At 54.3% G+C, this 22,579-nt stretch carries 18 protein-coding genes; 9 read left to right on the top strand and 9 right to left on the bottom strand.

Annotated features, from left to right (window positions below; genetic code table 11):
- Positions 1–27: 27 nt before the first annotated feature.
- Positions 28–1,020 carry a TRAP transporter substrate-binding protein gene (locus tag AC0VXT_RS05670; RefSeq protein WP_475547857.1) on the bottom strand — a complete coding sequence of 331 codons (993 nt, stop codon included), beginning with the start codon at positions 1,018–1,020 and terminating at the stop codon, positions 28–30.
- Positions 1,021–1,274: 254 nt separating this feature from the next.
- A complete protein-coding gene (kdgD, locus tag AC0VXT_RS05665; RefSeq protein ID WP_475547856.1) occupies positions 1,275–2,201 on the bottom strand; it encodes a 5-dehydro-4-deoxyglucarate dehydratase in 927 nt (308 codons plus the stop codon).
- 292 nt (positions 2,202–2,493) lie between these two features.
- Here kdgD and AC0VXT_RS05660 point away from each other — a divergent pair, with 292 nt between their 5' ends.
- Positions 2,494–3,258 carry a 2-keto-4-pentenoate hydratase gene (locus AC0VXT_RS05660; RefSeq protein ID WP_475547855.1) on the top strand — a complete coding sequence of 255 codons (765 nt, stop codon included), beginning with the start codon at positions 2,494–2,496 and terminating at the stop codon, positions 3,256–3,258.
- 97 nt (positions 3,259–3,355) lie between these two features.
- Here AC0VXT_RS05660 and AC0VXT_RS05655 read toward each other — a convergent pair whose 3' ends face one another.
- From AC0VXT_RS05655 to AC0VXT_RS05645, 3 genes are all read right to left on the bottom strand, one after another.
- Positions 3,356–4,255, bottom strand: coding sequence for an SMP-30/gluconolactonase/LRE family protein (locus AC0VXT_RS05655; RefSeq protein WP_475547854.1), 900 nt, complete (start codon positions 4,253–4,255; stop codon positions 3,356–3,358).
- 250 nt (positions 4,256–4,505) lie between these two features.
- Positions 4,506–5,222, bottom strand: a complete 717-nt coding sequence (locus AC0VXT_RS05650; protein ID WP_475547853.1) for a FadR/GntR family transcriptional regulator — start codon at positions 5,220–5,222, stop codon at positions 4,506–4,508.
- Positions 5,223–5,317: 95 nt separating this feature from the next.
- Positions 5,318–6,304 (bottom strand): aldose 1-epimerase, encoded by a 987-nt coding sequence (locus AC0VXT_RS05645; RefSeq protein WP_475547852.1) that lies wholly within the window; start codon positions 6,302–6,304, stop codon positions 5,318–5,320.
- Positions 6,305–6,466: 162 nt separating this feature from the next.
- Here AC0VXT_RS05645 and AC0VXT_RS05640 point away from each other — a divergent pair, with 162 nt between their 5' ends.
- A complete protein-coding gene (locus tag AC0VXT_RS05640; protein WP_475547851.1) occupies positions 6,467–7,198 on the top strand; it encodes a FadR/GntR family transcriptional regulator in 732 nt (243 codons plus the stop codon).
- Between the two features lie 59 nt (positions 7,199–7,257).
- Here the strand turns inward: AC0VXT_RS05640 and AC0VXT_RS05635 are convergent, their stop codons facing one another.
- Entirely contained in the window at positions 7,258–8,025 is a 768-nt protein-coding gene (locus AC0VXT_RS05635) for an HAD family hydrolase (RefSeq protein ID WP_475547850.1), read from the bottom strand.
- Between the two features lie 193 nt (positions 8,026–8,218).
- Here AC0VXT_RS05635 and AC0VXT_RS05630 point away from each other — a divergent pair, with 193 nt between their 5' ends.
- On the top strand, positions 8,219–9,817 hold the full coding sequence (locus AC0VXT_RS05630) for an FGGY-family carbohydrate kinase (RefSeq protein ID WP_475547849.1): 1,599 nt from the start codon (positions 8,219–8,221) through the stop codon (positions 9,815–9,817).
- Positions 9,818–10,049: 232 nt separating this feature from the next.
- Here the strand turns inward: AC0VXT_RS05630 and AC0VXT_RS05625 are convergent, their stop codons facing one another.
- Together AC0VXT_RS05625 and AC0VXT_RS05620 are read right to left on the bottom strand one after the other, a co-directional pair.
- The gene (locus tag AC0VXT_RS05625) at positions 10,050–13,196 is read right to left on the bottom strand and encodes an efflux RND transporter permease subunit (protein WP_475547848.1); all 3,147 of its coding nucleotides are present in this window, start codon (positions 13,194–13,196) and stop codon (positions 10,050–10,052) included.
- An 11-nt stretch (positions 13,197–13,207) separates the two neighbouring features.
- The gene (locus AC0VXT_RS05620) at positions 13,208–14,362 is read right to left on the bottom strand and encodes an efflux RND transporter periplasmic adaptor subunit (RefSeq protein WP_475547847.1); all 1,155 of its coding nucleotides are present in this window, start codon (positions 14,360–14,362) and stop codon (positions 13,208–13,210) included.
- Positions 14,363–14,544: 182 nt separating this feature from the next.
- On the opposite strand from AC0VXT_RS05620, the gene AC0VXT_RS05615 reads away from it, so the two are divergent.
- The 6 genes from AC0VXT_RS05615 to AC0VXT_RS05590 all read left to right on the top strand — a co-directional run bounded on the left by AC0VXT_RS05615 (position 14,545) and on the right by AC0VXT_RS05590 (position 19,935).
- Entirely contained in the window at positions 14,545–15,213 is a 669-nt protein-coding gene (locus AC0VXT_RS05615) for a TetR/AcrR family transcriptional regulator (protein ID WP_101302387.1), read from the top strand.
- Positions 15,214–15,442: 229 nt separating this feature from the next.
- Positions 15,443–16,606: a hypothetical protein gene (locus tag AC0VXT_RS05610; RefSeq protein ID WP_475547846.1), complete on the top strand. Its 1,164-nt coding sequence runs from the start codon at positions 15,443–15,445 to the stop codon at positions 16,604–16,606.
- Complete coding sequence (locus AC0VXT_RS05605) at positions 16,596–16,991, top strand: VOC family protein (protein ID WP_475547845.1); 396 nt, start codon at positions 16,596–16,598, stop codon at positions 16,989–16,991. The genes AC0VXT_RS05610 and AC0VXT_RS05605 overlap by 11 nt, the downstream gene beginning before the upstream one ends.
- A gap of 118 nt (positions 16,992–17,109) precedes the next feature.
- A complete protein-coding gene (locus AC0VXT_RS05600) occupies positions 17,110–18,096 on the top strand; it encodes an ABC transporter substrate-binding protein (protein WP_417824359.1) in 987 nt (328 codons plus the stop codon).
- A gap of 116 nt (positions 18,097–18,212) precedes the next feature.
- On the top strand, positions 18,213–18,998 hold the full coding sequence (locus AC0VXT_RS05595; RefSeq protein WP_475547844.1) for an ABC transporter ATP-binding protein: 786 nt from the start codon (positions 18,213–18,215) through the stop codon (positions 18,996–18,998).
- A gap of 4 nt (positions 18,999–19,002) precedes the next feature.
- Positions 19,003–19,935, top strand: coding sequence for an ABC transporter permease (locus AC0VXT_RS05590; RefSeq protein ID WP_417824361.1), 933 nt, complete (start codon positions 19,003–19,005; stop codon positions 19,933–19,935).
- Between the two features lie 94 nt (positions 19,936–20,029).
- Here the strand turns inward: AC0VXT_RS05590 and AC0VXT_RS05585 are convergent, their stop codons facing one another.
- Complete coding sequence (locus AC0VXT_RS05585) at positions 20,030–22,462, bottom strand: TonB-dependent siderophore receptor (RefSeq protein ID WP_475547843.1); 2,433 nt, start codon at positions 22,460–22,462, stop codon at positions 20,030–20,032.
- Positions 22,463–22,579 lie beyond the last annotated feature (117 nt).

The raw sequence follows: 22,579 nt of genomic DNA, 5'->3' as shown, positions 1-22,579 counted from the left end.
GCTCGCTGCCCTTATTGATACGATCTCTTACTTCTGCGCATCCTGAATGGCTTTGACCAGATCTGCAAGATCCGGGTTCGCCTCAATGAAGCTTGCGTAAACTGGTTTCATTGCGTCTTGGAAGGCAGATTTATCTGCGATTTCGTTGACTTCGATACCTGCGTCGATGACTTTCTGCTTGGACTGTTCTGCACGTTCTGCCCAAGCTGCACGCTGTACGGTGACCGATGCATCAGCTGCTTCTTGGACGGTTTTCTTCTCATCGTCCGACAGGCTGTCATAGAGCGCCTTGTTGATGCACAGGCATTCCGGAAGGATCAGGTGCTGGGTGACTGAGTAGAATTTCGCTGCTTCGAAATGGCCCGAGCTGTCATAGGACGGATAGTTGTTTTCCGCCCCATCGATCACGCCGGTCTGCAACGACTGATAGACCGCGCTGTAAGCCAGTGGAGTTGCATTCCCACCAAGGGCTGCGACCATCTGAACATACAGATCGTTGCTCATCACACGGAACTTAAGACCTTTAAGGTCAGCCGGGGTGTTGATCGGGTGCTTGGTGTTATAGAAAGAACGCGCACCAGAATCATACCAACCAAGCGGCTGCAGGCCGACAGCGGCAAGACCGTCAGCAATCTGCTGACCGGCAGGACCATCCATCACCTTATGCATGGAATCGACATCTTTGAAGATGAATGGCAGCGAAACAACGTTTGCTTCGGGGGCTACTTCACCCAACGGACCGAGGTTGAACACAGCCCAGTCCAAACCACCAAGACGCACCTGCTGGATCGCATCGGGCTGATCACCCAAAACGCCGCCATGGTAAACCTTGGCTTCAAGGTCACCACCGGATTTTTCATTGATCAGCTTTGCAAATTCTTCCATGCCGGTCGAAACCGGGTATTCCGGCGGATGAATATTCCAGCCGCGCCATTCGTTTGCCTGCGCACCTGATGCAAGCGCCATCGATACGGCCGCTGCCGCAATCGTAAGGGTCGTGGTTTTCAAAAAGTTATTCATTGGAGTCCTCCCGAGACTTTTTGTTGTGCTACGTTAAAGCCTTATTTTCCCTTACAGGAACTTATTGTTGTTAGATAACATTACAATTTGTAACTTGTAATTACAAGCGCAAGGTTAATTAACAACTAGTCTAATAGTTCTACTGTCGTTTGCTGCGCACCGATTGTTATTGTGGTGTCGCAAATAGCCACCCCGGCAGAACCACCTGCCGGGAACAGGAAGGGTCCGTTAAACCAACGGACCCGCCCCCTGACCTAGGCTGCGCGCAAAGCCCCATCGCCGAACGCCTTGCGGATGACCTCTGCCAGCATATCGTGTTCTTCGACGTTCAGGTCCGTCAGTGGACTGCGCACCGGGCCAGTATCGCGTCCGATGACGCGCATGCCCGCCTTGACGATGGAAACGGCATAGCCCCGTCCACGATTACGGATATCAAGATACGGATAGAAGAAATCCATCGTGATCCGATCCATGGTGGCATGATCGTCGCGCGTCAATGCGTCATAGAAGTCCAGCGCCTGTTGCGGCAGAAAATTGAAAATTGCCGATGAATAGGTTGTCATGCCCGCGGCCTTATAAGCCTTGGCAAAGACTTCTGCGGTCGGCATCCCACCGATATAAGAAAGACGATCACCCATCGTGGTGCAGACCTTGGTCACCATTTCGATATTACCGTGACCGTCCTTGAACCCGACAAGATTCGGACAGACATCACACAACTTCGAAAGCGTCTCAGCCGAGAGAAGCGAATTATCGCGGTTATAGACAATCACCCCGATATCGACCGCATCACAGACCGCCTTGACCCGGTCATACATGCCGATCTGTTCGGCCCCGATCAGATATTGCGGTAACAAGAGCAATCCGTCCGCACCGGCCCTTTCACATGCCTGTGCAAGTTCAACCGCCATCGCCGTACCATAACCGCACCCGGCAATGATCGGCGTATCACCGGCAACTTCTTTCGCCGCACGGACTGTTTCGACAACCTCAGCCGGGGTCAGGGAAAAGAATTCCCCGGTACCGCCTGCGGCAAACAATGCTGTTGCCGGGAATTGCGACAACCAGCCGACATGTTCGCGATAGGTCGCAAGGTCAAGCGCGCCCTGTGTGTCAAAAGGCGTCACCGGAAAGGATAATAACCCGGCGCCAATCGCCTTTTTCATCTCAAGATAATGCATCAACGGTCCTTCAATTCTTTAATACGGCGTAATATCTATGACGAATCTATAAATTCATCATATTACTTTGTCAAACATATTACCAAAATATCTATTCCAACGCAGAATACCTTGAAATTTGCGGTATTTTCAGCGGTCTCAGGGCCATTCTACTTTGGTATGATGACTGGAATTTTACCACCAACCGCCCGAATCGACAAAATTGGTATGATGACTTTAATGTCGATTCCCTTTAAGCTCCGTCACCCCGCAACGCCCTGAAGAAACAGCGAAAACAGCGAGAACAACTGGAATGACCAACATCACCGAGGCAAGCCGCATCCTTGCCACTGCCTTTACCGCGCACCAACTGATTGATCCGTTGCCAGCCGATCTTGCCCCCGACAGTTTTGACGCGGCCTATGACATTCAAAATGAAACCCTGAAACAGACCGGCGCCAAACAGGCGGGCTGGAAAATTGCCGTCGCCACCCGTGCGGCACAGGAAAAAATCGGAAGTGACGGCCCGTTGATTGGCCCGCTGCTTGATGGACGTATCCTCAAAGACGGTGCGCAGCTGACCACCAATGACCTGCATTTCCCCAACATCGAGGCGGAAATTGCTGTGGTCATGGCAAGTAGCCCCGCAGCAGGCACCACGCCCGATAGCATCCTTGATCACATCAAAAGCGTGCATCTGGCGATTGAGATCGCCGACCGGCGCTTTCACGAAAAGCAAAACCCGCTGCAAACTTTGGCCGATCTAAACTCAACCGGCTATTTCGTGCTGGGTACGGAAATTGAAAACTGGCGCGATATGAACTTTATCGGCGGCACCGTCACCACCAAAAGCAACGGCGAAATCCTTGCGACCAACAGCGATCCCGCTGCCTGGCCGGAAATCTTTAATGGCTTGGCGTATCTTGTGAACTTCCTTGCCGAACGCGACAAGGTGCTGAAACCCGGCGACGTCATCACGACCGGCGCCTGTGCCACCCCCACCATCAGCCCACATGGCAAAATCGAAGCAATCTTTGATGGTTTGGGAACGGTCACAGCCGAGATTGCAAAAGTCTGATTATTTCAGAACCACACACAGAATCGACAAAGGCCATGCAGCATTCCCTGCATGGCCTTTGATTTTGATACCTTTGCACGTCGTGCGCGTTGGTGTTTTAGCTTGCCTCAACAAAGCGATGCACGGGTACACCCGGCACATCAACACGCAATGTCACGATCTTGCCCGCATCGGGGAACTCCGCACGTTTTTCCGCACTGTAGTTTTCCTGATGGCTGGTGACATACAGCGTTTTCATATCCGGCCCGCCAAAGCACGGCATGGTCGGGTTGGGCATGGGCATCGCGATTGACAGCAGCAATGTGCCATCCGGGGCAAACCGGTTCAGATTGCCTGCCGACACACCCGCCGACCAATAGCAGCCTTCCATATCAACAGCACCGCCATCCGGGCGCCCCAGCGTATCATCAAGATCAAGATACCGCTGACAATTGCCAATCGCGCCGGTCTTGGCATCAAAGTCCCATCGATTGACCCATGGACCACGGGAATCCGAATGGTACATTTTTCCGCCATCAGGTGACCAAGCCAAACCGTTGGAAATCTTGAAACCTGTGACTTTCTCGTCAACGGCGCCATCGGCAGTGATGCGATACAGCGATGCAATTGCCTGCTTGTCGGCATTGTCATCCATCGTGCCAACCCAGAACGCCCCGTCCGGGCCTATCTTGCCATCGTTGGTGCGACTGTGAATGCCGTCTTCGATCCGCGCGAGCGGGGTACGCACATCCGTCTGCGGATCAAGGAAAATGATATCCTTGCGCAGGGCGACGATGATGCGGCCCCGATCGGTCAGGCCAAAACAGCCCAATTCACTTTCGAATTTCCATGTCTTGCGCGCACCGGTTTCGACATCAAGCGCATGAAGCGCACCATTAAGGATGTCAGTCCAATACAGCCGGTTGTTTGCAGCGTCCCAGTTCGGGCATTCGCCCAGTGTAAATGTCTCATCAAGCAGAATGCGCGGCTCGTTGAGCCCGCCAGTTACACCTGACATCTGTTCCCTCCCCGGAAATTCATCATATCACATTGACGCCATCCGGTTTGCCGGGGCACCCCGAACTTGTCAACAAAATTAGCAATTTTTATTTACAGGAATTCTGACACGTCTGACTTTAAAGACACCCACCTGACACAGGAAAAACAGATGCCATTTTGCCGTCGCGCACGATACTGTTGATGCCCGGGAACGGTGTATAATATCTGATTTCAAGATGATGAACCGACGTTATGCGGCGAAATGCCGCTTAAATATCGCGGGCGTGATCGGTGACACGCTGGCGGGCCTGATGCAAATGATAGCGCATCAAAAGTTCGGCACTATCGCCATCCCCACCGACAATCGCATCATAAATCTGGCGATGTTCGTTGAGCACTTTTTGCGCGCGCTCTTTCGATCCGCCGCGCGTGATGTTTAACGCCACCATCATGCTTTTGCTCATGACGTCATGAAGCGACGTCAGGATGGTGACAAAGATTTCATTGCCGCTGGCGCGCGCAATTGTCATATGAAAATCAAGATCGGCCTTGTCGGCGATATCGCCTGCGGCAATGCCATCTTCAAGCATTTTCAAGGCGTTCTGAATGTCACGATGATGACGCAGACTGGCACGATTGGCCGCCATGCGCGCGGTGACACCCTCAATCGCAATGCGGGCTTCAAAACAGCGCAGCAACCCTGCAACGTCACTGACACCACCAAATTCGATCAATCCTTGTGGCGGGCGTCGCTTGACAAAGGACCCAACCCCTTGGCGAGCATACACCAACCCGTCCGACTGGAGCTTGCGCAAAGCTTCGCGCACAACAGGGCGCGACACGCCAAAGGATGCGCAAATCTCGTTCTCGGACGGAAGCTTGGTCCCCTCGCCCAGATTGCCAGAGACGATCTGTTCCAAGATCTGACCATAAAGCTGGTCTGCAAGTTTTTCACGCTTCTGAAGTTTAAGTTGCAAACCGTTCATCCCCCGAACCACCCCTATTGAACTTGTTATCTTGTCATTTTCACTTGTAAGTTTTATCGGTAAATGACAGGCGGGTAAAGGGCCGTTCGCACCGATCAATCCACCAGTGAATAATCACGGTTTGGCGCAACACCGATATCATCGTCATCAACAAGACCACTGTCGGGACGTTCAATCAGGCTTGGGGTCAGCGTCATGGCACCAATCAATGTTTCATTTTTATCAAGAACCATCACATCCCCAAGTTCCTTGAATTCCGGATAATTATGGACATTGGGCACATGTGATACCGGCTCAACACAGAATGTCTTGCCGTCTTCGGGGATGTAAAATTGCAGGTTAGATAAACTGTCACTGGCCGACAGATGCAAACGATACCCCGCATTATCCCACATCATCTTGGCCTCGCCCTCCCAGCCGGAATAATGCACATCCAGCCCCATATGGTGGCGGATCATTTTACCGTCGGAGAAATCCCGACCAAGGTCGATCACGGTGCGTGTGGTCGGCAACATGTCGTCGTCAGTGGAAAAACAATCAGTCGCGACAAATGCGACCGATGCGCCCTCGCCGCCCGGGAACCACGGGTGCAATCCGATGCCATAGGGCATTGGCGTTCGGCCAAGATGACGCACACCGATTTCAATCGTCACATCGTCCTGCGTGACTTTGAATTCCTGCCACGCGACATAGACAAACCCGCTGCTGGGATCGTCATGCTTGTGATTGAGCCGCAAGGCATCAACGGTCGGACGTTCAATTTTCCATTCCGTCCCGCGACCGAACCCATGAATGGCATGCGGGCTGGGCGGACGGTTGGCCGGAACATTGACAATCCGGCCATCAAATTCAAACTGCGAAAATGCCAGCCGATTGGCAAAGGGCACCATCGGGAAACAGCCCAAAGACGACGGATTGCCAGACTTAAGGGCTTGTTCTGTCACCGGACGCAAAAGATTGATCGTGCCATTCCCGTCAGGACGGATCCAGTCAATCCGCGATATCGCACCGCCATTGGCAACGATCCCGATCTGAAAAGGTCCACTGTTCCAACGATATTCCGGCGCGTCCTTTTTGGACATGGCAGATGCCTTTATTCTGTTTAAAATCATATGATGACTTTACATCACCGATGACGTTCGACTATTTGAAGATGGTAAAACAAATCGCGCCAAGCAAAGATTAACGTCAGACCGTCATTTTACATCCGGTTGTCTTTACACCGGATTTACCGGACACGCAAAATGAACAAGACCCGTGCGTCAAACACGCCCCGCAAAGTTTCGCTGACCGAAAAGGTCATTGCAAGCCTGCGCCACGAAATCGAAAGCGGTCAGCGCGAACCGGGCAGCAAACTGCCGACCGAACCGGTCCTGACCCAGACATTTGGCGTCAGCCGAACCGTGGTTCGCGAAGCCATCGCGGCGTTAAAGGCTGATGGATTGCTTGAACCGCGCCAAGGGGCCGGTGTGTTTGTCCTCTCTCCCGAACCGCGCGGCAATGACAAATCAATTTTTGCCGTTGACTACGCACAGGTATCTGACGTTCTTGAAGTCCTAGAACTGCGCATGGCGGTCGAGATTGAGGCTGCGGGCCTTGCCTGCACCCGAAGCTCGGTCGCACAGCAGGCAAAAATCTACGAAGCCATGCAAAAAATGGAAGATGCCGCCACCCGCGGCGAGCCAACCGAACTGGCCGATTTTGAATTCCACAGCGCGATTGCAGCAGCCACCAACAATCGCCGCTATGCCGAGTTTCTCGAACATCTTGGCGATAAAACCATCCCGCGTGCGCAGCTGCGCCGTCGCCCACCCGAAGTCGAAGATCAGAAAAACTATATGCAGATGATCCTGGGGGAGCATCGTTGCATCTATGATGCCATTGCCACCCGCGATGATGACAGTGCCCGCAAAGCAATGCGCGCCCATCTTAGCCAAAGCCAGACCCGTTATCAGAAACTTCTGACCCAGCGATAAGGCGGCGCTCCCAAATCGACGTGATCGGGAATGGGGTATATAGCCTTCAGATGATGCGGCTAAGCATCACCAAGGGCATTGGAAAGTTCCATCATATCGGACAACACAATATCCGCCCCGGCATCATAAAGCCGGTTGGCTGCCTCTGCCCGATCATCGGCATAATGGCCACCGCCGACAAAGCCGATGCATTTCATGCCCGCAGCAACCGCCGCCGTCACACCGGCAACGGAATCTTCAACAACAATCGCCTGATTGGGAGCATACCCCATGTCATCGGCGGCATATAAAAACAGGTCCGGTGCCGGTTTGCCGTTGGCAACAAAGTCGGCACTGTAAATCCGCCCGTCAAACCACGGACCAAGTCCGGTGACATCCATGGTTTTTCCCAGACGTTCGATGGAACTGCTTGATGAAATGCAAAACCCAAGCTGGCGTTTCTTTAACGCCGCCAGAACGCTATCAATCCCGTCGATTTTAACAAGCTCATGATCATAGCGGGCAAACAGCAGGTCATAGTAGAACGGCTTGAACTGATCGCGAATGTCCTTGCCGGTTTCATCGCGAATATGATCAATCGGGGCTGAACTTGACCGCCCGGTAAAGCGGGCGGCGACTTCCGCCAATGTCAATGGCGCGCCAAAATGGGCAAGCACATCGACAAGTGTCGCAAGCGAGATCGGCTCACTGTTGACAAGAACGCCGTCGCAATCAAACAGAACGGCATCACAATCGGCAAACAGCTCTCGGATCGCCGCCCCCGAAGGAGCAGATACATTTGCGTGATCGTTTACAGTCTCGTTTACAGTCTCATTTTCTGGGGCCATGTTAAACCTGGCTTGTTACATTTATATGATAGCCATGAGCCTATCGAATGATCCGATTGACCGTCAACAAAAATGAACATTTGACCATTAACTGAACTTTTGATCAAATCAGCTACCAAATGCCAAACCAAAAGAATAACCGGCGGCCGTCAAAACGTCTGTCAGCCGAGAAAAGCGGAGGAAAAAGACCCACATGAGCCACAACGAAACCTGTTTTATTGGTGTGGATGTTGGCACCGGAAGTGCGCGCGCAGGTGTCTTTGACGCCAATGGCAAGTTGCTTGGAAGTGCAGCCCACCCGATTGCCATGAACCGTCCAAAGCCCGATTTTGTCGAACAGGATTCGGAAAATATCTGGCAGTCAGTCTGCAATTCGGTCCGTGATGCCATGACCCAATCGGCCTCCTCCGCCGACCAGATTGCCGCCATCGGGTTTGATGCGACCTGTTCACTGGTCATCCGCGATCAGGGCAACCGCCCGCTTGGCGTAACCCCGAATGGGGCCGATAACTGGGACGTCATTGTCTGGATGGATCACCGTGCGGTGCGCGAGGCCGAGGAATGCACCGCCACCGGATCACGGGTCCTTGAATATATCGGTGGCACCATGTCCCCGGAAATGGAAGTGCCCAAACTGATGTGGCTTAACCGCCACCACCCCGATCACTGGAACAAGATGGGCGCGGCTTATGATCTGGCCGATTTCCTGTCATTCCGTGCAACCGGTAATACCGCACGGTCGTGTTGCACAGTAACCTGCAAATGGACCCACCTTGCCCATCAGGATGATCCGTGGGACCGCGATTTCCTGTCGGTTATTGGACTTGATGATTTCAACAAAAAAACCGGGATCGATGCCAAGGCGCTTGCGGTTGGCGACCGGATCGGCACGTTGTCGCAACAAGGTGCCGATGATCTTGGTCTAACCACGAACTGCGTTGTGGGTGCCGGACTAATTGATGCCCATGCCGGTGCGCTCGGCACGCTTGGTGAGTATCTTGATGGCAACCTTGATCAGCATTTTGCGATGATTGCCGGCACATCGACCTGCCACATGGCACTGTCATCCGAACCGCGCTTCATCAAAGGTGTCTGGGGTCCTTATTTCGGGGCGATTGCGCCGGGGCTTTGGCTGAACGAAGGCGGGCAGTCGGCCACCGGTGCTTTGCTTGACCACATTGTGGCAATGCATCCGTTTTCCCATGACATGGGCCGTGATGCCCATAAGCTGGCCGGTGAAAAGCTGTTGCCGATGATGGGACATCAAACCGATCTGGCGCCGCGTCTTCATGTTTTGCCTGATTTTCATGGCAACCGGTCGCCACTGGCCGACCCCGAAGCACTTGGCGTGATTTCCGGGCTGACACTTGATCAAAGCGAAGAAAGCTTTTTAAAGCTGTATTGGGCAACGGCCTGTGCGATTGCCTATGGCACGCGCCACATCATCGATGCGCTAAATGACACCGGATATGACATCACCCACATCCACCTAAGCGGCGGACATACGGCAAGTGCCGTTCTGGTCAAACTTTATGCCGATGTCACCGGATGCACGGTTGTGATGTCTGATTGTCAGGAACCTGTATTGCTGGGATCGGCCATGCTGGCGGCGGGTGCGCTTGATGATGCCGATGGCATCGACGGCCTTGCAAAGGCGGCGCGCAAAATGGCGGGCAAGGAAACATCCTACACCCCCGACCCAACGGCCAAGGCCGATCATGACCGTCGATACACCATTTTCCACATGATGCACGCGCAGCGTCAGGCGCTTGACGAAATCAGTAAAAACTAAAGTAAAACCGGGGTATTAGGCCCCATGGGCTGCTCATTGATCCTCCGGCCTATCCAAAAGCTGCTTGACGGCTCTTTTGGATAGGGTCAAAACAAAAGGGCCGATGCGTTTGCATCGGCCCTTTCTTTCGCACGCGCAACGGCGGGGTCGGGGGATCATGCAGATTTAAATATCTGCACCGTCACGGCGCGATGCCTTTCAGGGCCGGTCTTAATAAGACCGGCCCTGAATTTTATTCAGCCGGATGTTCGTGGGCGGCTTTGACATCACCGCGTTTCGAACGGCTTTTGGCAAAGGTCCCGACAATCAGCACGAAGAACAGCGGCACAAAGAAGATCGCAAGCAACGTCGCCGCAATCATCCCGCCCAGCACCCCGGTGCCAACTGCGACACGCGCAGCCGCACCAGCACCGGTACTGATCGCCAATGGCACGACACCAAGGGTGAAGGCCATCGAGGTCATGATGATCGGACGCAGACGCTGACGTGCGGCTTCGACCGTTGCCTCAAGAAGCCCCATGCCCTGATCGTAAAGTTCGCGGGCGAACTCGACAATCAGGATGGCGTTCTTGGCCGACAGACCAATCGTGGTCAGGATCGCAACCTGAAAATAAACGTCATCTGGCAACCCACGCAGCAAGGCTGCGATCACGGCACCAAGGACGCCCAAAGGCACGACCATCATCACGGAAATCGGGATTGCCCAGCTTTCATACAAAGCCGCCAAGCACAGGAAGACGACAATCATCGACAGCGCATACAATGCCGGTCCCTGCTCGCCTGCTTCGCGTTCCTCATACGACAGTCCCTGCCACTCAAGGCCGATACCGCCCGGAAGCTTGGCAACCATTTCTTCCATCGCCAGCATCGCATCGCCCGATGCCACCCCCGGAGGTGCCGATCCCTGAATGTTCAACGACGACAAGCCGTTAAAGCGTTCAAGACGGGGTGAGCCATAATCCCACTGGGTCGATGAGAATGCCGAGATCGGCACCATTTCGCCCAAGCCGTTGCGAACGTACCAGAAATCAAGGTCTTCCGGCATCATGCGGTATTTCGCATCTGCCTGCATGTAGACCTTTTTGATCCGCCCGTTTTCAATGAAGTCGTTGACGTAGCTCGACCCCCACGCTGCTGCCAGCGTACGGTTTACATCGGCCAGATCAACGTTAAGCGCACTTGCCTTTTCCTGATCAATATTGATCTTGAACTCCGGCATGTCATTGAGGCCGTTCGGACGAACACCCACAACGCGCGGATCCTGTGCTGCCATCCCCAGAAGCTGGTTACGGGCGGCCATCAGGGCGTCATGGCCAATACCGCCACGATCCACAAGCTGCAAGTCAAAGCCGTTTGCCGTGCCAAGTTCAACAATGGCTGGCGGCGCAAAGGCAAACACCATTGCTTCACGGATTTGGGCAAACGCACCATAGGCACGGCCAATCACCGCAGCAACAGCCTGATCAGGACGCGTACGTTCCGACCAGTCCTTCATGTTGACAAAGGCAATACCGGCGTTCTGACCACTCCCGGCGAACGAGAAGCCTGCAACGGTGAAGACACCGTTGACGTTTTCCTTCTCGTCTTCCATGAAGTGGGTTTCGAGCTTTTTCAGAACCTCAACCGTACGTTCCTGCGAAGCACCAGCGGGAAGCTGAACCATCGAGAACATGATGCCCTGATCTTCTTCAGGAAGGAACGATCCGGGCAGGCGTATGAACAACGCCGCCAAACCACCAACCAGAATGACATAGACAAACAGATAGCGCCATTTGCGGTGCACGACATGGTCTACACTGCCCTGATAGAACCGGTTGGTCTTATCAAAGCCGCGGTTAAACCAGCCAAACGGACCTTTCTTTGCGCTCGGGTCCGCGTGCGATGGTTTAAGCATCGTCGCACACAATGCCGGTGTCAGAACAATTGCCACCACAACCGACAGTGCCATTGCCGACACAATCGTGATCGAGAACTGGCGATAAATCGCCCCCGTTGACCCGGCAAAGAATGCCATCGGCACAAACACTGCCGACAGAACCAGCGCAATACCAATCAAGGCACCGGTAATCTGGCTCATGGATTTCCGCGTTGCTTCGCGCGGCGGAAGCCCGTCTTCATGCATCACACGTTCAACGTTTTCGACCACAACAATCGCGTCATCGACCAGAAGACCAATGGCCAGAACCATGGCAAACATGGTCAGCGTGTTGATCGAATAGCCAAACGCAGCAAGAATACCGAACGTACCCAGCAAAACCACCGGCACCGCAATCGTCGGGATCAGGGTTGCCCGCCAGTTTTGCAAGAACAGGAACATCACCAGGAAGACGAGAACAATCGCCTCAAACAGGGTGTGAACCACTTCCTCGATCGATACTTCGACGAACGGGGTGGTGTCGTACGGATAGACAATTTCCACACCCGCCGGGAAGAACGGTTTGAGTTCTGCCAAACGGGCTTTGACGGCCTCGGCGGTATCAAGTGCATTCGAACCGGTCGCAAGGTTGATCCCGATACCGGTTGCGGACTGCGCATTATAGCGCGCAACAACCTCATAGCTTTCGCCACCGATTTCGATGCGGGCCACGTCGCCAAGACGCACCTGCGATCCATCGGTATTGACCTTCAGCAGGATGTTGGCGAATTCATCAACCGTTTGCAGTTTGCTTTGTGCGGTGATGGTCGCGTTGATCTGCTGACCGGGGATCGACGGCGCACCGCCAATCTGACCGGCGGTGACTTCGGTGTTTTGCGACTGGATTGCCGAACTGACATCCGACACCGTCATATTATAGGAAATCATCTTGTTCGGATCGAGCCAGACGCGCATCGCGTGCTGTGCGCCAAACACCTGAACCGAGCCAACACCGTTTACACGGGCAAGCGGATCTTCAACCGTGGAAACCACAAAGTCAGACAGATCTTCTGCCGACATCGATCCGTCGCCCGACACAAAGCCAACAACCATCAGGAACGATCCCGATGATTTGGTGACCGTTACACCCTGCTGCTGCACTTCGCTTGGCAGCGACGACATCGCCCCTTGCAGTTTGTTCTGCACCTGAACCTGTGCGATATCGGGGTCTGCTTCGGGTTCAAACGTCAGTGAAATAGACGCCTGACCATTGGCCGATGAGTTCGAAGACATGTAGCGCAGATAATCGATGCCGCTCATCTGCTGCTCGATCACCTGTGTGACCGTGTTTTCGACTGTCTCGGCGGACGCACCCGGATAGCTTGCCGAAATCTCGACAGATGGCGGTGCAATAGACGGGTACTGCTCGATGGGCAATTGCCACAACGAAAGTCCCCCCGCCAACATAATCACCAGGGCGATAACCCAGGCGAAGACAGGGCGGTCAATAAAGAATTTTGCCATTGAATACGTCCCTATTCGGCGGCTTTGGCGGTGTCATCGGCGGGTTTAGCCGATCCATCGTCGGCGGCAGTCTCGACCGGCTGCGGCGCAACAGCGGCACCCGGTCCAATGCGTTGGATACCGTCAACAATCAGTTGATCGCCATCTTCCAAACCAGCAGAAACCAGCCAGTTTTCACCCTGCGATTGTTCGATCTGAAGGTCCTTTGACACGACTTTTCCATCGACAGCGACATAAGAATATGCCGTGCCATCAGGACGGCGCATCACAGCTTTCTGCGGCACAAGGAAGGCCCCTTCAAGACGCCCCTGACGCACCTGACCACGAACAAACATGCCCGGCAGAAGTGTGCCATCCGGGTTCGGGAAAACTGCGCGCAACCGAACCGTGCCGGTGGTTTCATTCACCGTTACGTCGGAAAACTGCAAAGTTCCTTTTTGCGGATATTCCGCACCGGTCGCATCAATGATCAATGACACTTCGATATTACCGGCATCAACACCCTTGATCCGACCGTTCTTGACAGCCTGCTTGATTTTAAGCAGACGACCACCGGCCTGCGTCACATCGACATAAATCGGATCAAGCTGGGTAATCGTGGTCAGTTTCGCCGCCTGATTGGCAGTCACCAACGAGCCTTCGGAATAATCCGATGAACTGATCTGACCGGAAATCGGTGCAGTCACCGTCGTATATGCAAGATCAATCCGGGCCTGTTCAAGCTCCGCACGGGCGGACGCAACGGACGCCTTGCCCTGTGCCTCGGCGGAAACCGCGTCGTCATAGGTCTGACGGCTGACCGCCTGGGATTTCACCAGCGGGTCATAGCGCGTGCGGGTTTTAACAGCCTGATCAAGACTTGCACGCTGGCGCGAGAGTTCAGCCTGTGCGGCATCAACCCGGGCCAGATAAACATCTTGATCAATCATATAAAGTTGCTGGCCGGCTTCAACGATACCGCCTTCGGTAAAGTTGCGCTCCTTGATGATACCATCAACCTGCGGACGGATGTCCGCCTTACGGAAAGCAACGGTACGGCCCGGCATTTCTTCGACCAGCCCGACAGTCTGCGCTTCAAGGGTTACGGTGCCAACCGGTGTTGCCTGCGGTTGCGCATTGGCCTGTTGCTGACCACCTTCATTTTGCTCGCTACAAGCAGCTACCATAAGGGTAAGCGCTGCGACGCTCGCAAATTTTAAACAAGTTCGCATGGACAAATTGCTGTTCCTTCTAAGTCCCGTCAGCAAAGCATACCACGCGCTTTGCCGTTGCATTTCAAAATACTGTACGGTACAGTACACATTGTGCACTGCACGATCAAGAGCCAATAACAAATGAATTGGAAACGATGAAAGAAACATCGGAAAAGCAAGAGAACCAGTCCTCTAGAAGGTCTGCACGCCGCCGTGCCATGATGGATGCGGCATGGGAACTCCTCCTTGAAAAAGGGTTCTCTGGTGTGACGCTTAATGACGTTATTTCCCGTTCTGGCGGTTCGCGCACCACTGTGTACGAAGCTTTTGGCGGAAAGGATGGCTTGCTCGCTGCCGTGATGGAAGAGCAATGCATGGAGTTTTCCGCAGAGCTTCATATTTCGCTTGAATCCGATCTCCCTCCCCGTGATGCCCTGACAGACTTCGGTAAAAAACTGGCCAAAAAGATACTAACCGAGGAAGCCATTCGCTTCACGCAGATTCTGTTTTCTGAAGGCCAACATTTTATACCTTTGGTTGAGAAGTTTATGAAAGTCGGCCCCGATAGCACGCGGGCACGCCTGTCCCGGTATCTGCGACGCCAACATGACCTTGGTCACATTGTGGTTGATGATCCGGTTCACGATGCCGAACTGTTCAATGCGATGATCATTGGCGACTGGCAAAAACAGATCCTAAAAATGATTGATCCCCCAACATATAGTAACGCCGAGATCGAAAAACGCGTTTTACGTGCGGTTGAGGTCTTCTTATGTGGTGTCGGCAGTGAAAATTACCGCAAAACAGCGGATGATAAAAACTGACCATCCCCTGCTGGTCAGCGACTTGATATCCCCGATCCTAAAGCCCCCCTCCTGACAGCATCCTGTCAGTTAGGATCTGAACTCAATTGATCCGTTGCGCAATATCTGCCCTATGATTACCAAAATTGAGGTAAACGTTAGGGCAACGCTTTTGGGCCGGTATGGAATAAGCTTCATGCCACGCCAGCCCTGCAAACCCCGGCAACGGGCCCGCAACGGAGATATCTGCATGCGCATTCGTACGGCTTTTTCATTGATTGGCTTATGGGCACTTTCCCTGCCTGCCTTAACAGTGCAGGCACAAGCCATCACCACCGATGAAGCACGCGATGTCATGGATGCCATCCTGATGCAAAGCGGCATTTCAGCAACCCTGTCGGATGCCACGATCACTTCAGACGGTGCCGCAGCACTGACCTATGATGACATCTCGCTGGGCCTGAGCGGCTATTCCACTCCGCGCACGCTCCGCATGAATGGCGTCCATGTCACTGTCCGTGACACCGATCAGGCCAATCAGGTCGATCTCGACATCAAACTGCCCGAACGGGCGAAAATGAATGCCGAGGCAACCTCGGACCAACGCGATCTCACCATGCGCAATGCCGGTGGATATCTTCGCTGGGACACGGTGAAAAATGCCCCGGTAACCTTTGACGGGTTTGCCGACTTTTTGATTGGTGATGAACCGGTCACGCGCAAACACTGGCTGATGAACGGCCTTGTCTTGCAATGGTTGCCCCAACAAGCCCGTGTTTCGTGGCAAAGTGCCGAATGGACCGGCGCAAACCGGGAAAAGCGCGGCTCGTCCAAGGCCGCCAGCCTGATTGTCTATCCCGGCGACAACGGTGAAACCCACCTTGATTACGCCCATGATGGCCTATGGCTGCCCAGCCTTTTGCAGCCGCGCACCGTGCGCATCAAAAGCAGCAGCGAAGGCCTGCCCTGGACCGAGGCCAAGCCGATCATTGAAAAAGGCTTCCTTGACATGCTGACCGGCACCGCCCCGCGTATGGCCCGCAAGCAAATCGGCAATGCCCTTTGGCAAAAGGCCGCCGATAATGGTGCGCCGGTCAAAATCGATGAATTTTATATTGAATCACGCGGTCTTGAGGCACTTGGCACAGGTGAACTTCTGGCCCAACATGCCGCCCGATATGGCTTTACCGGCGAAATGGACTTTAACCTTCTGGGCAAGGACCTTTTGCAAAATTTGATTGGCACGCCGGAAAGCCCGACCCTTCTGGGCGCGCTTGTCCCATTTGCCGTCAATGGACTGGCATCGGGCGAACCCGGCCCTGGCGGCACGACGCAGTATGGCACGCGCCTTCTGGCCGATGGCCGCATTGTGGTGAATGGTGTTACGGTCTATCAGGCACCAAATGGTGGTTAAAACCGAACCCGCCATGCCCCCGTTCTCGCCCGGCCCATGCAACCGCATTGTGATCTATTGCAAGAATATCGATGCGATGGTGCAATTCTATGCCGATCACTTTGGCTATCAGCCCTCCCAAAAAGACGGGGATCGAATTCTTGAACTGATCGCACCTGATGGCGGTCTCATCCTCATGCTCCATCAGGCAGGAAAGGGACAGCGCAACGGCCAGTCGCTGATCAAGCTGGTATTTGACGTGCGCGACGTCGAACATACCCGCCAGAATTTGCTGGAACGCGGGATCAAGGTCGGACCACTCCATCAGGCGGACAGCTATTGCTTTGCCAACATGAAAGACCCGGCGGGCAATTCGGTTTCGATCTCAAGCCGGGCGTTTGCGTAACGTGTAAGCGCATTTCAATCATACATCTTGTTGACGCCCCCACCGGAACTTCGCATGATCCGCAAACGAGACTGGCCACCAAAAGTGCCGGTCCACGCAAATCAGGGAGTTTCTCAGAATGAAGATCAACAAAACCGGCCTCCTTTCCGGACTGGTCGTCGCCGGTAGCCTTTTTGCATCAATCAGCAGCGCATCGGCCGACACCATCAAGGTCGGCATCGCCAACTTTGGCGAGCATCCCCAGCTCAATGCCGCGATTGCGGGCTTTAAGGAAGCCATGGCCGAAAACGGCTTTGTCGAAGGCACCGATGTCACCTATTCCGAAAGCCACACCAACTTTGACGCATCTCTGGTGCCCCAGATGATCACGAAGTTGCAGGCCGAAAATCCCAAGCTGATCTATACCGTAACCACCCCTGTTTCCCAGATCGCCAAACAGATTTTGGCCGGTTCAGACATTCCCATCGTGTTTTCGGCTGTGACCGACCCGGTTGCTGCCAAGCTTGTCCCGTCGTGGGACGCTGGTGACACCAACATGACCGGTGCCTCGGATTTGCAGGACATCGCAGCGGTTCTGGAATTTACCCGCAAACTCCTGCCCGATGCCAAACGTCTCGCCATCCCCTATAATCCGGGTGAGGCCAACGACGTTGCCCTGCTTGAAAAGGTCAAAGAACTCGCACCGGCTGCCGGTTTTAGCGTCGTTTCGGTGGGCATTGATAACGTCAATGACATCTTGCAGCGCATCACATCGGTCGCCGGTAAGGCCGATGTCATCTATACCCCGGCATCCAACCTGATCCAGCCGGCGATTGCAGCCGTGTCGGCTGCTGCCCGCCAGATCGGTGTGCCGATTGTCAATTCTGACAGCTCGGCGGTTGCCAACGGCACCGTTCCGGCCAGTTTCTCAGTCGATTATGGGCAGGTTGGCCTGAATGCCGGTAAAATTGCCGCTGAAATCCTTAAGGGCAAATCACCGGCAGACATTCCTCCCTCCGCCCCGACCTATGAAACCCACGCGCCGATGATTTCAAAATCAGCCGCGGCGGCCTTCGGGATCGAAATCCCGGCATCGTTTGACGATTGCGGCTGCATTGTCGAATAACTTCGCCCTGACGTGAACACCCATTGGCGCCGCGCGGGTCCGCCCCCGTCGGCGCCAATGACATTCGGGCATTATGCCATCGCGAATGACGGCACAATGCCCCAAGGAGAAGACGGATGCTTGAAATCCGATCTGCACGAAAAGTCTTTTATGCCGGTCAACCGGATGAAAAAGTCGCACTTGATAACCTTGACCTGACCCTGCAAACCGGGGAATTCGGGGTTGTCATCGGCTCAAACGGGGCCGGAAAAAGCACCATGCTCAATGCCGTATCAGGCGCACTTCCCCTTGATAGCGGTCAGATCGCCATCAACGGCGATGACGTTACCGATACGCCGGTGCACAAACGCGCCAAACGGATTGCACGGGTGTTTCAGGACCCGATGCTGGGCACCGCCGCCAGCATGACCGTTGCTGAAAATATGCTTTTGGCCGATCTGCGCAGCACCGACAGGACCCTTGCGCGCGGGCTCAATGCCAAACGACTTGCCGATTATAAGGACCGCCTTGCCGCCCTTGGTCTTGGGCTTGAAAACCGGCTCGACACCAAGGTCGAATTGCTCTCAGGCGGGCAGCGTCAATCGCTATCCCTGATCATGGCGGTCGGTGGATCGCCCGATTTATTGTTGCTCGATGAACATACCGCCGCCCTTGATCCGCGCACCGCCGATCTTGTGATGCAGGCCACCGTGCGCGCCGTTGATACCTTTAAACTGACGACATTGATGGTGACCCACAATATGGCCCACGCGGTTGATTACGGGCACCGGGTGATCATGCTCGATGCCGGGCGCGTCAAACTTGAAATCGGCGGCGCCGAAAAAGCCAATGTCACCGTGGCAAAACTGGTTGACCATTTCGCGGTCAAGACCGATGCCATGATGCTGGGGGCTGGGGCTTAAAACCATGATGGAATTCATTTCTTCGACCTTTACAAGTTACGTGGCGTTGGTGCCAGTCACACTCTCGCAAAGCTTTATTCTGGCCTTTGTGGTGATGGGAATCATGATCCCGTTCCGCACCCTGCAGTTCCCCGATCTCACCAGCGAAGGCGCCTATCCGCTGGGCGGCTGTGTCTGCGGCGTGTTGATTGCGGCCGGGGTTAATCCGGCACTGGCGATTGTTGCGGCCCTTGCGTGTGGTTTTTTGGCCGGGTGCTGTACTGCGCTTATTCATCTGCGGTTTCGCATCCACACGTTACTTGCCGGGATCTTGATGATGACGATGCTCTACAGCATCAATCTGCGCATCATGGGGAAATCCAACCTGTCGATCTTTGGCTCTGACACGGTTTATAACTGGGCACCGTTTGTTACGCCGGGCTTTCCGGTTAGCAAGATCATCATTGCCGGGCTGATTGGTGCGGGCGTGTTTTTGGCGCTCAACTGGTTCTTTAAAACCGAAAAGGGCACCGCATTGCGCGCGGTTGGCTCCAACCCGGCGATGGCCGAGGCACAGGGCATTTCGGTCTGGGTATCGACGATTGTCGGTGTCGGCCTTGCCAGCGGTTTTTCCGCCACCAGCGGGGCACTGATGGTGCAGGCACAGGGCTTTGCCGATGTGAACATGGGCCTTGGCATTCTGATTAATGGCCTTGCCGCCCTTATGATTGGCGAGGCGGTTGTCGGCAAACAATCGGTCTGGCGTCAGTTGCTCGCCCCGTTTGTCGGTGCGATCATTTATTATCAGCTGGTGTCGCTTTGTCTGGCGGCGGGCATGCCCCCACCCGACCTTAAACTGGCAACCGGGCTGTTTGTTCTGGCGATGCTGGCCCTGCCCAGCCTGAAACGCGGCCGCGGTGCCGGTGGCACCCCGGCCCGTGAAAAGTTCCGCGAGTAAGTTTCGCACAGATATCATCCACAGACGACAAACGGCCGCCCATTGCTTAATCGGGCGGCCGTTTCTTTTGTATCAAGCTGCGTGAACCTTGATCTTACCAAGCGTATTTCAGCGTCGCCAGAACAGTGCGGCCGTCGCCAAAGAAACGACTGCCAAACGTGTTGGACGACACATACTCGCGATCAAACAGGTTGGTGGCATTAATCGCTACGCTGACATTGTCGGTCACCATATAGTTGACCATCGCATCAACCACCGTGTGCGACCCCAGAAGCGACGCATTGGCATTATTGTTGTAACGCGATCCGACAAAGCGCAAACCACCACCAAAGGTTAAATCACCAAACACACCATGTTCGGGGATCGTATGATCAATCCATGCCGACGCGGTATGTTCAGGCACCATTTCCGGCTGATTACCGATATTGGTCGTAACAACGTCCTCTGTGATTTCGGCATCAAGATAGGTATAGGCCAGAGTAAGGTTGGTGCGGTCATCAAGCGACATTTTGCCTTCCAGCTCAACCCCGCGTGAATTGATTTCACCGACTTGACGATGGACAGAATAATCCGCATTCCACTGCGAAACATTTTCCTGCGTCAGGTCAAACAGGGCTGCTGTGAACATCGCATCCATACCGGCAGGCTGATATTTCACGCCAACCTCGTACTGCGTGCCTTCCTGTGGCTTCGCGCCCCCTGGAAGCGACGAGGTGCTGGAATAAACCGGCTGGAAAGATTCCGAATAGTTCCCGTAAACCGAAACCTCGTCAGTTGCCTTGTACGTCAGGCCAAGGCGCGATGTAAATTTGTGGTCATCACGCTCTTCGACGGTGCCGCTGCTAATCGTATCAACATCACTTTGGACATAATCAAAACGTCCGCCAACCGTCGCGATCCAGTCATCGGCAATGGTCAATTGTTCCTGTGCATAAAGACCATAGGATGACTGCGTAATTTCCGTATCTGAACTGCTGGAGAAATTGATGCATGACGTTCCGCAATACACCGGGTTGTAGGGATCAATTGGCGATGCCGTGCCGTCAAAGCGCTTTTCACGGTTCTGATCGCGGTTAAAGTCGATCCCGACCAAGGTCTTGCTATCAAGATTGTCGTTAACTGCGGTGTCATATTCCATCTGGTTGTCGACGGCAAACCGGTCAAGTTCGCCATAAATCGCGAACGCAGACCGATTGCCAAGTGGTGTCGTATCGTTCAGATAAACCGTTTCATAATCCAGATCGACATGGGTATATCGCGCATTCTGACGAAATTCGAGTTTGTCCGTAATCTGATGGGACAGCGCATAGCCAAGGTTGGTTTCTTCGGTATCGAAATTGTTGAAATCCGGCTCCCCAAAAAAGGCATCCCGGCTGGTTTCAATCCCGGTAGGAAAACCGTACCCAAGGTTACTTTCGCGGTTGCTATAGCTGGTCAGCAACGTCAGTTCCGTCCCGGCCTTGGGCGCATAGGTAAAGGCGGGTGCTATATAAATACGATCATCCTGCGAATAATCCTGAGCACGTTCGGCATCCTGCCAAAGCCCGGTCAGGCGATAGGTCCAGTTGCTGTCTTCGGCCACCGGGCCGGTAACATCCCCACCACCGCGCAGATGATTTTCGCCAAACGTGGTAAAGACCTCGCCACTGGCTTCATCTTTTGGACGTTTCGTCACCAGATTGACCAGACCACCGGGTCCATTCATGCCAAACAGGCTGGAGGTTGACCCTTTCAGGATATCAACCTGCTGCAAGCCGTAAGGTTCCTGACGTGCTGTCGTGAAGTTATAGGTACGCGATGACAATCCATCGCGGTACGTCGAAAGCGACGAATAGAACCCTCTCAGGCGGACATAATCATACCGCACGTCCGAGCCATACTCGCCCGCCTGCACGCCTGCTGTATAGGCAACAGCCTGCTGCACATCCTGTACATTGCGGGTTTCCAGTTCCTTCTGCGTGACAACCGACACCGCCGCAGAATCATCTAAAACCGGCGTATCGGTTTTGGATGCCGTGCGGCTGCGATTGGCAACGAAACTGTCGGTGATTGCATCATTCGGACCTGAAAGCTCAACCCCGGTTGCCTCAACCCGTACAGGATCAAGCACCTCGCCATCGGCCGCAGCCCCGGTCTGAAGCGCTTCGATCACCACCGTACCATCGCCAGTCACATCATAATTCAGCCCCGTCCCGCCGAGCAGCACTTCAAGCGCTGTATCCGCCCGCATGGCCCCGGTAACCGCGCGGCCCTCAAGACCCCGCACCAACGCGCCATCCACCGTCACCTGCAACCCCGACTGCACGCCAAACTGCGCCAGCGCCCGGGTCAGCGACTGGGCCGGAATGTCAAATTCATGCTGTCCGTCAATGCCGTTCTGTCCGTCAATGCCGTTCTGTCCGGCTTGCTGTGCCTGTGCCGGTGTTACCAGCACGAAAGGCACCAATGCCGTCGTCATCATCAAAGCACTCGCGACAAGCGCCACGCGACCACGATTACGCATCGCGGTTGCTCCCCCATTCGTCATTCTTTTGTCTCCGGTTTCACATCATATGCCTTAGTTGAATTGAGAATGCAAACGCTTCTCAATTTCGCATACAAAACAAAACGACCGGGGATATGGCTTTTTCAAAAAAACTTTTGG

The sequence above is a fragment of the Thalassospira sp. Z349TD_5 genome (assembly GCF_056173045.1).
This window is presented reverse-complemented; position numbering and strand designations above follow the sequence as displayed.